Below are 11,794 nucleotides of genomic sequence, written 5' to 3'. Positions count from 1 at the left end.
GTTCCGGCACTCCAGCCCCACTTAAGTCCCCCGAGAATCCCCCATGACGTCAGGGAGTCTAGGGATGGCGAACATCCGGGGGAACTATTTCAGGCCTGGGGCCACATGTGGAATCGGGGCCTTGCCGAGGCGTCTACGACTGCCCGTTGACGGGGGCGAAAGTCACCCGGAGAGTGAGATACGGGACTTCTCGCCCGGCGGTCCCGCTCGGCACACATCGGGGGACCGCTCATGCGCCGCATCCGTTGGGGAGACGTCCTGGTGTCCGGCATCGCCACTGCCGGCTGGTCGCTGGTGGCGATGGCCGTGGTCGCCGCGCTCGGGCTGCACCTGCTCGGCGCCGACGCGGCGGGAGGCTCGCTGGGGGCGATGAGCGCGGCCGTGGTGGTCCTGGCCGTGGGCGGCACCGTGACCCCCTCGGGTGCGGTGTCGGTCTTCGGGGCGGGCGGTGCGGGCGCCGAAGCCTCGCTGGACGTCATGCCGTTGGGGGTCGGGCTGGCCGGAGCCCTGGTGCTGGGGCACCTGTTCCTGCGCTCGCTGCGGGCCGGCGCCGCCCCCGGAGAGCTACCGGCGCGGGCGGCGGTGGTCGTGGCGCTGTTCGTCGCCGCGGTGGGGGTGCTGGCGTGGGCCGGGCACGACGTGGTCACCCTCGACGGGGACGTGCTGCCGAGGACCCCGGTCAAGGTCGAGGTGCCGGGGATCGGGGACATCGGCGGGCTGCTCCCGGACCGCATCGGGGACCTGATCGAGACGCGGACCCGGGTGGGGTTCTCGGTGGAGCCGGGACCGACCCTGCGGGCCGCGGGGGTGTGGGCCGCGGTGGTGCTCGCGGTGGCCCTGGCGATCTCGCGGCGCGGGCCCGAGCCGCTCGCGCGGCTGCGGCCGGCCGCCTCGGCGGTGGTGGCGATGCTGCTGGTGGCGGTGGCGGCCGGACTGGCGGCGGCGGTGTGGGCGGCGGCGGGCGACGAGCATCCCGGGCGGGTGCTGGGGGCGGCCCTGCTGGGCGCGCCGAACGGCGCCTGGGCGGGGGTGCTGCTGGGGCTGTTCGTCCCGCTGAGCGGCCGGGCCACCGGTGCGCCGGCCCGGCTGCTGCCGGATCCGCTGGACGAGCTGCTGGCGGGCTCCGCGCGGGAGCCGGTGACGGTGGCCCGCCTCGCGGAGTACGACGGGCGGGTGTGGCTGCTGGTGGCGGGGGCCGGGCTGCTGGTGCTCTACGCGGGCGTGCTGGCCGCCGTACGGACCCCGGGGCGCGGGATCGCCGGGTGCGCGGCGCGGCTGTCGGCCGTGACGGCGGTGGCGCTGGCGGCGCTGGTGTGGCCGACGGCGCTGTCGGCGGATGCGTCGCTCGCCGTGCTGGGGGTGGACGCGGTCGACGCCGGGGTGGAGCTGCGCGGGTCCGTCCCGCTGGCCCTGGTGCTGGGGGCGGCGTGGGGGGCGGTGGCGGGTGCGGTGGGGGCCGTACTGGCCCGTGGCCGCCGCCGCCCTTCCTCCGCCCCGGCTTCCGCTGCCCCGGGGTGGCCGGACCCCGAGGCGCCGACGGCCTCGTCCCCGTACTCGTACCCGGATCCGGGTGTGTCCTGGGACGTGACGGTCACGGGTCTCCCGCCGAGGGCTCCGAGGCCGCCGAAACCTCTGCGGCGACCGCCCTTCGTCCCGCCTCCCCCGCCGGGAGCACCACCGCCGCCAAAGCCGCCGGGGCCGCGCTGACCGCCGGGGCCGGGCCGCTGCGCGGAGCCACTCCCCGCCCCGCCCCTTCTCCTCCCCCAGACTCCGTCCGGGGGGGACCCCCACTTGGGGCTCCGCCCCAAACCCCGCGCCTCAAGCGCCGCCGGATCAGCGGCCAGGATCGGCGGCCGACGGCCGGAGGCCGACGCAGCGGCGCGAAGCCGGAGAGGCCCGCCAGGGCCGAGCCGTGCGAGCGGCGCGTTCAAGAGGTGGGACGGGGGTCCTGTCCCGGGGAGCGGGAAGATACGGTGAGAACACCATGAGCGCATCGCAGACCTCCGACGTCCCCACCCTCCTCGTCAAGATCTTCGGCAAGGACCGTCCCGGGATCACCGCCGGGCTGTTCGACACCCTCGCCGCCTACTCCGTCGATGTCGTCGACATCGAGCAGGTCGTCACCCGTGGCCGCATCGTCCTGTGCGCCCTCGTCACCAAGCCCGCCGTCGGCACCGATGGCGAGCTGCGGGCCACCGTCCACAGCTGGGCCGAGTCGCTCAAGCTCCAGGCCGAGATCCTCTCCGGCACCGGTGACAACCGGCCGCGCGGCAGCGGCCGGTCCCACGTCACCGTGCTCGGGCACCCGCTCACCGCCGAGTCCACGGCGGCCATCGCCGCGCGCATCACCTCGACCGGCGGCAACATCGACCGTATCTTCCGGCTCGCCAAGTACCCGGTGACGGCGGTGGAGTTCGCCGTCTCCGGCTGCGAGACCGAGCCGCTGCGCACCGCGCTGGCCACGGCCGCCGCGCACATCGGCGTGGACGTGGCCGTCGTCTCGGCCGGGCTGCACCGCCGGGCCCAGCGCCTGGTCGTCATGGACGTGGACTCGACCCTGATCCAGGACGAGGTCATCGAGCTGTTCGCCGCCCACGCCGGGTGCGAGGCCGAGGTCGCCGAGGTCACCGAGCGGGCCATGCGCGGCGAGCTGGACTTCGAGCAGTCGCTGCACGCCCGGGTGGCGCTGCTGGCGGGTCTGGACGCGTCCGTCGTGGACAAGGTCCGCGCCGAGGTGCAGCTGACCCCGGGCGCCCGGACGCTGATCCGTACCCTCAAGCGGCTCGGCTACCAGGTGGGCGTGGTCTCCGGCGGCTTCACCCAGGTGACGGACGATCTGCGGGAGCGGCTGGGGCTGGACTTCGCCTCCGCCAACACCCTGGAGATCATCGACGGGAAGCTGACCGGCCGGGTGACCGGCGAGATCGTGGACCGGGCGGGCAAGGCCCGGCTGCTTCGCCGCTTCGCCGCGGAGGCCGAGGTACCGCTGTCCCAGACGGTGGCCATCGGCGACGGCGCGAACGACCTGGACATGCTGAACGCGGCCGGGCTGGGCGTGGCCTTCAACGCCAAGCCGGTGGTCCGCGAGGCCGCGCACACGGCGGTGAACGTGCCCTTCCTGGACGCGGTGCTCTACCTGCTCGGGATCACCCGCGAGGAGATCGAGGCCGCCGACCTGGCCTAGGCCCAGGCCCAGGTCCAGGTCCTGTCCGTACGACGCGAGGGAGGGCCCCGGCGGCCGCATCGGCTGCCGGGGCCCTCCCGTACGCACTCCCCCGGTCAGTGCTCGTTGGGGGTCCAGAAGTCGAGCAGGGTGCCCACGCCGTGTTCCAGAGCCTTCCACGAGCCGGTGAAGGAGACGACGGCGAGGGCCCCGGTCGGGAATCCGGTACGGGTCATCCGCGCCAGGGTGTCGTCCTTCGCGCGCCCGGAAAGGGCGTCGGCAAGGGCGTGCATGCCGGGGTTGTGGCCGATGACCAGGAGGTCGTGCACCTCGTCGGGGGTCTCGTTCAGCAGGGCGATGAGCTCGCCCGGCGAGGCCTCGTAGAGCCGCTCCTCGTAGTGGGTCTTCGGCCGGTGCGGCAGCTCCTGGACGGCGATCTTCCAGGTCTCGCGGGTGCGGGTGGCGGTGGAGCAGAGGGCCAGGTCGAAGGTGATGCCGGTTTCGGCCAGCTTCAGACCGACGGCCGCTGCGTCCGCGCGGCCGCGTTCCGCCAGCGGGCGGTCGTGGTCGGACACCTGTGGCCAGTCGGCCTTGGCGTGCCGGAGGAGGGCGATCCTGCGGGGTGTGTCGGCGCTCATGGCTCCCAGCTTCGCATGAAACGGGCCACGGGGCGCAGGGTGTTGAGGGCCCGCACCCGGTGGTGCGGCACGGCCCGGCGCACCCCGGCGCACACCGGTCAGCCGACGGCGCGCAGCAGCTGCTGTGTGACGTGGAGCAGTCCGGTGGCCTCGCCGGTGGCGGCGTGGGCCTCGCCGGATCCGGCGAGGAGGAGCAGGAGCAGGCCGAAGGCGAGCGCGGGCAGGGCCAGCGCCCACCAGCGCAGGCGGGCCTCGGCACCCTGCCGGGCGCCGGGCAGGGCTCGGGCGCCGGGCACCGCTCGGGCGGCGGACGCGGCTCGGGGGCCGGACGGGAGGGAGCGGGTGTGCGTGGGGGCCGACATGGCCGCCTCCGGGGTGCTGACGGGACTGGCTCTCGCTCCTTCGAATCTATGGATCCGAAGGAGCGGTTCCCATCCGGGGCACACCCCAGTTGACCCTGACCCTTACCCCCTAGGGGTGGGTGGGGTTATCCCCACCCTCTCGCCCGTCAGGGGGAGGCGATCGTCGCGATGACGGAAATGATCACGGTCACGACGAGCATCGCGCCGAGCACGAGGCCGAGCTTCCTGTGGCCGTTCTGCGGGTTCGGTTCAAGTACGGGCGACATGCCGGTCAGTCTCGCATGCCGCATTCGTCCTCGATCGTGCGGTCCCGGCCGGCCAGGATGCCCAGCGCGATCTGCGGGACGAGCAGTCCGGCCATGAGGACGAGCGGCAGGTCCCAGCCGCCGCTGTGCTGGTAGAGCGTGCCGATGACCAGGGGGCCGGGGATGGAGATGAGGTAGCCGGTGCTCTGGGCGAAGGCGGAGAGCTTGACGACGCCGGCCGGGGACTTCGCGCGCAGCCCGATGAGGGTGATGACCAGCGGGAAGGCGCAGTTGGAGACGCCGAGCATGAGCGCCCAGGCCCAGGCGCCGGCGGCGGGGGCGAGGTAGAGCCCGAGGTAGCCGGCGAAGCCGAAGAGGCCGAGGGTGGCGGCGATGGCGCCCTGGTTCTTCATCCGGCCGGCCAGGCCGGGGATGACGAACGCGAGCGGGACGCCCATGACCATGGTGACGGCGAGCAGCACTCCGGCGGTGGAGGCGGAGACCCCGGCGTCGCGGAAGATCTGCGGGAGCCAGCCCATGGTGATGTACGCGCCGGTGGCCTGGAGGCCGAAGTAGCAGGCCAGGGCCCAGGCGGTACGGCTGCGGACGATCCGGGGGCCGGCGTCGGCCCGTACGCCGGCCCCTTCGGCGGAGTCGGCGGCCGCGGCGCGCTCGGCCCGGGCGGCGCGCCGGGAGGCACGGGCGATGGGCAGCCAGGGCAGTACGGCGACCAGCGCGAGCAGGGCCCACATCAGCAGGCCGGTGCGCCAGCTGCCGCCGAGGGCCTCGGTCAGCGGGACGGTCGCGGCGGCGGCGAGCGAGGTGCCGGCGGCCAGCGCCATGGAGTACAGGCCGGTCATGGTGCCGACCCGGTCCGGGAAGTAGCGCTTGACGATCACCGGGAGCAGCACGTTGGTCAGGGCTATGCCGGCCAGGGACAGTGCGCTGGCGGCGAGGAAGGCGGCGGCGCTGTCCGCGAAGGGGCGGATCAACAGGCCCGCGGTGACGGCCACCATGCCGGCGCAGATCACGGCGGCCGGGCCGAAGCGGCGGGAGAGCCGGGGCGCTGTGACTCCGAAGACGGCGAAGCAGAGGGCGGGGACGGAGGTGATCAGTCCGGCGACGGTGCCGCTCATGCCCAGGCCCGTGCGGGTCTCTTCGAAGAGGGCGCCGAGGCTGGTGATGGCGGGCCGCAGGTTGAGGGCGGCGAGCACGATGCCGACGATGAGGACCGGACCGAGCCACGTGGGGGCGACGTGGACGGGAGCGGGAAGGGGCCGGTCGGGCGTGGTGCGCACGGCCGGCGGGCGGTTCATGGTCTGGATTTCTTCGTCGGACATTCAACCATCATAGAATCATGGGATGATTGGTTGTCCAGTCGCTCGTCGCTATCGAGGGGAACCCATGCCGCTGACCTCACCCCGGCGCTCCGCGCTCGTCGACCAGGTGATCGCCCAGCTGCGGAACCAGATCACCTCGGGCGAGTGGCCGGTCGGCGCCCGCATCCCGACCGAGCCGGAGCTGGTGGAGCTGCTCGGCGTCGCCCGCAACACCGTGCGCGAGGCCGTCCGGGCGCTGGCGCACAACGGCCTGCTCGACATCCGGCAGGGCTCGGGTACGTACGTCATCGCCACCAGCGAGCTGGCCGGTGTGATGCACCGCCGCTTCGCCGGGGCCGACCCGCGGCACATCGCGGAGCTGCGCTCGACCCTGGAGTCCTCGGCGGCCCGGCTGGCGGCGGAGCGGCGGACCGAGCGGGACCTCGTACAGCTGGACGCGCTGCTCGCTCGGCGCGAGGAGGCCTGGGCGGGCGGGGACGCGGAGGTGTTCGTGGCGGCGGACGTGAGCCTGCACATGGCGGTGGTCACGGCCTCGCACAACGAGGTGCTGATCGAGCTGTACGCGGACCTCGGCGATCTGGTGGCGGACTGGCTGCGTACGGATGTCGGCACCGAGCTGCGTCCGTCCGCGCATCTGGACCACGCCCGGCTGATCGAGGCGATCCGGCGGGGGGACGGGGACGCGGCCGCCTCGGAGGCGGCGGGCTATCCCTTCGCCTGTCTCGGCAAGGGCACCGGCTGACAGCAGCTGACAGCGGGCGAGAGCACTCACGCCGACTGAGATCCACTCACGGTCGCTCGTGGCTGACCCAGGCCGAGCGGACCTCCTTCCAGCAGCGGCTGGTGAGCTCGACGCGCCCGGCGGGGCCGATGGCCACGGCGGCGCCGTCGCCGTCCAGGTCCCACCAGCGGTCGCACTCGACGTGCAGCCGCACCAGGTCGGTCTCCGGGTAGCTGTTGTGGCAGGACGCCGTCACCTGCGAGCCGCTGATCTCGGTGTCGCAGTCGGCGCCGAAGAGGTCCCGGACGGGGGTCCGCGCGGGCTGTACGGGTGGCTCGGCGGGGATCTCTGCGAGGTCCACCTCGGCCGGGGCGACGGCCTCGGGACCGGGCGCGGGCTCGCCGGGCGCGGTCTGCGCGACGGCGCCCGGGCCCAGGAGTGCGGTCAGGATCACCGAGGTGACCAGCAGCGATACCGCTCCGCTCGATCTCGCGCGCAATCCCGTACCTCCTCCCCGCAGGAGCCGGGAAGATCCCGACTCGGCCAGTTTGCAGGCATCTGCCCTGGTTTTCGACTCGGGAAGATCCGTTCAGCCGGTGAACATCCGATCGAGGTGCGAAAACGGCGACGGCCGCGCCTCCCGGAAGGGAAGCGCGGCCGCCGCCTTGCTTACGGACGCGAGTGCCGTCAGGCACCCATCGCGTGCAGGCCGCCGTCCACGTGGACGATCTCGCCGGTGGTCTTCGGGAACCAGTCCGACAGCAGCGCGACAACGCCGCGGCCCGCCGGCTCCGGGTCGCTCATGTCCCACTCCAGCATCGAGCGGGAGTTCCAGACGTCCGCCAGCTCGCCGAAGCCCGGGATGGACTTCGCGGCCATGGAGCCGATCGGCCCGGCCGAGACCAGGTTGCAGCGGATGTTCTCCTTGCCCAGGTCGCGGGCGAGGTAGCGGCTGGTGGCCTCCAGCGCGGCCTTGGCCGGGCCCATCCAGTCGTACTGCGGCCAGGCGAACTGCGCGTCGAAGGTGAGGCCGACGACGGCCGCCCCCTCGTGCGGGAAGAGCGGCTTGCAGGCCATGGTCAGCGACTTCAGCGAGAACGCCGAGACGTGCATGGCGGTGGCGACCGACTCGAACGGGGTGTTCAGGAAGTTGCCGCCGAGGGCGTCCTGCGGCGCGAAGCCGATGGAGTGGACGACACCGTCGAGACCGCCGAGCTCGGCGCGCACGAGGTCCTCCAGCCGGTCCAGGTGCTCCTGGTTGGTGACGTCGAGCTCGATCACCTTGACAGGCTTGGGCAGCTTGCGGGCGATGCGCTCCGTCAGCGTCGGCCGCGGGAACGCCGTGAGGATGACCTCGGCGCCCTGCTCCTGGGCGAGCTTGGCGGTGTGGAACGCGATGGACGACTCCATCAGCACACCGGTGATGAGGATGCGCTTGCCCTCGAGAATTCCGCTCATGGTGATCAGTGACCCATGCCCAATCCGCCGTCAACGGGAATGACGGCTCCGGTGATGTACGCGGCGTCGTCGGACGCCAGGAAGCTCACGGCTGCCGCGATCTCCTCGGGCTGCGCGTAGCGGCCGAGCGGCACCTGGCCCACGATGCCCGCGCGCTGCTCGTCGGTGAGGACCTTGGTCATGTCCGTGTCGACGAAGCCGGGGGCGACCACGTTGAAGGTGATGTTGCGGGAGCCCAGCTCGCGGGCGAGCGACCGGGCGAAGCCGATCAGCGCGGCCTTGGAGGCGGCGTAGTTGGCCTGGCCCGCCGAACCCAGCAGCCCGACGACCGAGGAGATCAGGACGACGCGGCCCTTCTTGGCACGGAGCATGCCACGGTTCGCGCGCTTGACCACCCGGAAGGTGCCGGTGAGGTTGGTGTCGACGACCGAGGCGAAGTCCTCCTCGGACATCCGCATCAGCAGCGTGTCCTTGGTGATGCCGGCGTTGGCCACCAGCACCTCGACCGCGCCGTGCGTGTCCTCGATCTGCTTGTAGGCCTGCTCCACCTGCTCGGAGTCGGTGATGTCGCACCGGACCGCCAGGACGCCGAGCGAGGTGAGCGCCTCCGGCGGCTCCCCCGACCGGTACGTGATCGCGACCTTGTCTCCGGCCTCCGCGAAGGCACGGGCGATGGCGAGGCCGATGCCCCGGTTTCCTCCGGTGACGAGAACCGAGCGGCTCAACGGATCACCCTTTCGCTAGCGGTCTGAATACCGAAAACCTATAGGTCGCATCCCTCGTACGGAGAATCGACCTCCGACAGGGCCTTGCGACGGGCTCTGTCGAATCCCTACAGAAAGGTGTAGGCACGAGCACCCCGGGCGCGACATGATCGGGGAGACCGGCCCCGACCACCGGGAGGAATTCCGTGCCCCATTCCATCGACGCGGCCTTCACCGCACTTCCCTTGCGGGCGCTCGCCGACGCGGCGCTCGCCCGGGCTCGCGCGCTGGGCGCCGAGCATGCCGACTTCCGGCTGGAGCGGATCCGCAGCGCCTCCTGGCGGCTGCGGGACGCCAAGCCCTCCGGCGGGTCCGACACCACCGACCTCGGCTACGCGGTCCGGGTGGTGCACGGGGGCAGCTGGGGGTTCGCCTCCGGTGTGGACCTGACCATGGACGCCGCCGCCAAGGTGGCCTCGCAGGCCGTGGCCATGGCGAAGCTGTCCGCCCAGGTGATCAAGGCCGCCGGTTCCGACGAGCGCGTGGAGCTCGCCGAGGAGCCGGTGCACTCGGACCGGACCTGGATCTCCGCCTACGACGTGAACCCCTTCGAGGTGCCGGACGCGGAGAAGGCGGCGCTGCTCGCCGACTGGAGCTCGCGGCTGCTGGCGGCCGACGGTGTCGCGCACGTGGACGCCTCGCTGCTCGCCGTGCACGAGAACAAGTTCTACGCGGACACCGCGGGCACCACGACCACCCAGCAGCGGGTCCGGATCCACCCGCAGCTCACGGCGGTCGCCGTCAACGCCACCACCGGCGAGTTCGACTCGATGCGCACCATCGCCCCGCCCGCCGGGCGCGGTTGGGAGTACCTGACCGGCACCGGCTGGGACTGGAACGCGGAGCTGGAGCAGATCCCCGGCCTGCTCGACGAGAAGATGAAGGCGCCGAGCGTGCAGGCCGGGCGCTACGACCTGGTGGTGGACCCGTCCAACCTGTGGCTCACCATCCACGAGTCCATCGGCCACGCCACCGAGCTCGACCGGGCGCTGGGCTACGAGGCGGCGTACGCGGGAACCTCCTTCGCCACCTTCGACCAGCTCGGCAAGCTCAAGTACGGCTCCCCGATCATGAACGTGACGGGTGACCGCACCGCCGAGCACGGCCTGGCCACCGTCGGCTTCGACGACGAGGGCGTCGAGGCGCAGAGCTGGGACCTGGTCAAGGACGGCACCCTGGTCGGCTACCAGCTGGACCGGCGGATCGCGAAGCTGACCGGCCTCGGACGCTCCAACGGCTGCGCCTACGCCGACTCCCCCGGGCACGTGCCCGTCCAGCGCATGGCGAACGTGTCGCTCCAGCCGGATCCGGGCGGCCTGTCCACCGAGGACCTGATCGGCGGGGTGGAGCGCGGGATCTACGTGGTCGGCGACCGCTCCTGGTCGATCGACATGCAGCGCTACAACTTCCAGTTCACCGGGCAGCGGTTCTTCCGCATCGAGAACGGCAAGCTGGCCGGGCAGCTGCGCGACGTGGCGTACCAGGCCACGACCACCGACTTCTGGGGCTCGATGGAGAAGGTCGGCGGTCCGCAGACCTACGTCCTGGGCGGCGCCTTCAACTGCGGAAAGGCCCAGCCGGGCCAGGTCGCGTCGGTCTCCCACGGCTGCCCGTCCGCCCTGTTCCGCGACGTGAACATCCTGAACACCACGCAGGAGGCCGGACGATGACCTCGTCGATTCGATCGACCAAGCCCCACGAGATCGTCGAGCGGGCGCTGGAGCTGTCCACCGCCGACGGCTGTGTCGTCATCGCCGACGAACAGTCCACCGCCAACCTGCGGTGGGCCGGCAACGCACTCACCACGAACGGCGTCACCCGCGGCCGGACCCTGACGGTCATCGCCACGGTCGACGGCAAGGAGGGCACGGCCTCGGGGGTCGTCTCGCGCTCCGCCGTCACCGCCGAGGACCTGGAGCCGCTGGTGCGGGCCGCCGAGGCGGCCGCGCGCGGGGCCGGTCCCGCCGAGGACGCCCAGCCGCTGGTGACCGGGACCCCGGCCTCGCCGGACTTCGCCGACGCCCCGGCCGAGACCTCCTCGGCGGTGTTCGCGGACTTCGCCCCGGCCCTCGGCGAGGCCTTCGCCCGGGCTCGCGCCGGCGGCCGGGAGCTGTACGGCTTCGCCAACCACGAGCTGGTCTCCACGTACGTCGGCACCTCCACGGGCCTGCGGCTGCGCCACGACCAGCCCAAGGGCACCCTGGAGCTCAACGCCAAGTCCCCGGACCGGCAGCGCTCGGCCTGGGCCGGCCGCGCCACCCGGGACTTCAAGGACGTGGACCCGACGGTCCTGGACGCGGAGCTCGCCGTACGCCTCGGCTGGGCGGAGCGGAAGATCGAGCTGCCCGCCGGCCGGTACGAGACCCTGCTGCCGCCGACGGCCGTGGCGGACCTGCTGATCTACCAGATGTGGTCGGCGGCGGCCCGGGACGCGGTGGAGGGCCGGACGGTCTTCTCCAAGCCCGGGGGCGGCACCCGGCTCGGCGAGCGGCTGTCCGAGCTGCCGCTGACGCTGCGCAGCGACCCGAACGCGCCGGGCCTGGAGTCCGCGCCGTTCGTCATCGCGCACAGCTCCGGGGACGACGCCTCGGTGTTCGACAACGGCCTGCCGGTCCCGGCGACCGAGTGGATCCGCGGCGGCGAGCTGGCCCGGCTGACCACGACCCGGCACAGTGCCGCGCTGACCGATCTGCCGGTGTCCCCGGCCTTCGGGAACCTGATCCTGGAGGGCGGCGGCGACAAGTCGCTCGAGGAGATGGTGGCGGACACCGAGAGGGGCCTGCTGCTGACCTGCCTCTGGTACATCCGCGAGGTCGACCCGGCCACCCTGCTGCTCACGGGCCTGACCCGGGACGGCGTCTACCTGGTGGAAAACGGGCAGGTCGTCGGCGAGGTGAACAACTTCCGGTTCAACGAGTCGCCCGTGGACCTGCTGTCGCGGGCCTCCGAGGCGGGCAGGACCGAGAAGACCCTGCCGCGCGAGTGGGGCGACTGGTTCACCCGGGCCGCGATGCCCGCCCTGCGCATCCCGGATTTCAACATGAGTTCGGTCAGCAAGGGGGTCTGACCCACCTAGACTGAGCCTTGTATTTCCCCAGGTATC

At 72.6% G+C, this 11,794-nt stretch carries 12 protein-coding genes; 5 read left to right on the top strand and 7 right to left on the bottom strand.

Features of this window, described 5'->3' with window-relative positions; translation table 11 throughout:
* Positions 1-231: 231 nt before the first annotated feature.
* Both OHA89_RS28225 and serB read left to right on the top strand, forming a co-directional pair.
* A complete protein-coding gene (locus OHA89_RS28225) occupies positions 232-1,707 on the top strand; it encodes a streptophobe family protein (RefSeq protein ID WP_406367396.1) in 1,476 nt (491 codons plus the stop codon).
* Positions 1,708-1,984: 277 nt separating this feature from the next.
* On the top strand, positions 1,985-3,184 hold the full coding sequence (serB, locus tag OHA89_RS28220) for a phosphoserine phosphatase SerB (RefSeq protein WP_257556916.1): 1,200 nt from the start codon (positions 1,985-1,987) through the stop codon (positions 3,182-3,184).
* A 95-nt stretch (positions 3,185-3,279) separates the two neighbouring features.
* On the opposite strand, the gene OHA89_RS28215 is transcribed toward serB, so the two are convergent.
* The 4 genes from OHA89_RS28215 to OHA89_RS28200 all read right to left on the bottom strand — a co-directional run bounded on the left by OHA89_RS28215 (position 3,280) and on the right by OHA89_RS28200 (position 5,748).
* The gene (locus tag OHA89_RS28215; protein WP_406367394.1) at positions 3,280-3,801 is read right to left on the bottom strand and encodes a SixA phosphatase family protein; all 522 of its coding nucleotides are present in this window, start codon (positions 3,799-3,801) and stop codon (positions 3,280-3,282) included.
* A gap of 98 nt (positions 3,802-3,899) precedes the next feature.
* Entirely contained in the window at positions 3,900-4,163 is a 264-nt protein-coding gene (locus OHA89_RS28210; RefSeq protein ID WP_406367392.1) for a hypothetical protein, read from the bottom strand.
* Positions 4,164-4,309: 146 nt separating this feature from the next.
* Entirely contained in the window at positions 4,310-4,429 is a 120-nt protein-coding gene (locus tag OHA89_RS28205) for an SGM_5486 family transporter-associated protein (RefSeq protein WP_251063898.1), read from the bottom strand.
* A 5-nt stretch (positions 4,430-4,434) separates the two neighbouring features.
* On the bottom strand, positions 4,435-5,748 hold the full coding sequence (locus tag OHA89_RS28200) for an MFS transporter (RefSeq protein WP_266610483.1): 1,314 nt from the start codon (positions 5,746-5,748) through the stop codon (positions 4,435-4,437).
* A gap of 64 nt (positions 5,749-5,812) precedes the next feature.
* Between OHA89_RS28200 and OHA89_RS28195 the strand changes: the two genes are divergently transcribed.
* Entirely contained in the window at positions 5,813-6,490 is a 678-nt protein-coding gene (locus tag OHA89_RS28195; protein WP_215139835.1) for a FadR/GntR family transcriptional regulator, read from the top strand.
* 46 nt (positions 6,491-6,536) lie between these two features.
* Here the strand turns inward: OHA89_RS28195 and OHA89_RS28190 are convergent, their stop codons facing one another.
* From OHA89_RS28190 to fabG, 3 genes are all read right to left on the bottom strand, one after another.
* Positions 6,537-6,968, bottom strand: a complete 432-nt coding sequence (locus OHA89_RS28190; RefSeq protein WP_406367389.1) for a hypothetical protein — start codon at positions 6,966-6,968, stop codon at positions 6,537-6,539.
* Positions 6,969-7,156: 188 nt separating this feature from the next.
* Positions 7,157-7,927 (bottom strand): enoyl-ACP reductase FabI, encoded by a 771-nt coding sequence (fabI, locus tag OHA89_RS28185; RefSeq protein ID WP_215139837.1) that lies wholly within the window; start codon positions 7,925-7,927, stop codon positions 7,157-7,159.
* 5 nt (positions 7,928-7,932) lie between these two features.
* Complete coding sequence (fabG, locus tag OHA89_RS28180) at positions 7,933-8,652, bottom strand: 3-oxoacyl-[acyl-carrier-protein] reductase (protein WP_266610481.1); 720 nt, start codon at positions 8,650-8,652, stop codon at positions 7,933-7,935.
* A gap of 185 nt (positions 8,653-8,837) precedes the next feature.
* On the opposite strand from fabG, the gene OHA89_RS28175 reads away from it, so the two are divergent.
* Both OHA89_RS28175 and OHA89_RS28170 read left to right on the top strand, forming a co-directional pair.
* Positions 8,838-10,361: a TldD/PmbA family protein gene (locus OHA89_RS28175; RefSeq protein ID WP_257556912.1), complete on the top strand. Its 1,524-nt coding sequence runs from the start codon at positions 8,838-8,840 to the stop codon at positions 10,359-10,361.
* Positions 10,358-11,758, top strand: a complete 1,401-nt coding sequence (locus OHA89_RS28170; protein ID WP_215139840.1) for a metallopeptidase TldD-related protein — start codon at positions 10,358-10,360, stop codon at positions 11,756-11,758. Before OHA89_RS28175 ends, OHA89_RS28170 begins: the two co-directional genes overlap by 4 nt.
* Positions 11,759-11,794: the final 36 nt, after the last annotated feature.

This window comes from Streptomyces sp. NBC_01546, assembly GCF_045208355.1.
Classification (GTDB): domain Bacteria; phylum Actinomycetota; class Actinomycetes; order Streptomycetales; family Streptomycetaceae; genus Streptomyces.
Note: the sequence above shows the minus strand (reverse complement) of the source record. Positions and strands in the feature narration are given on the sequence as shown.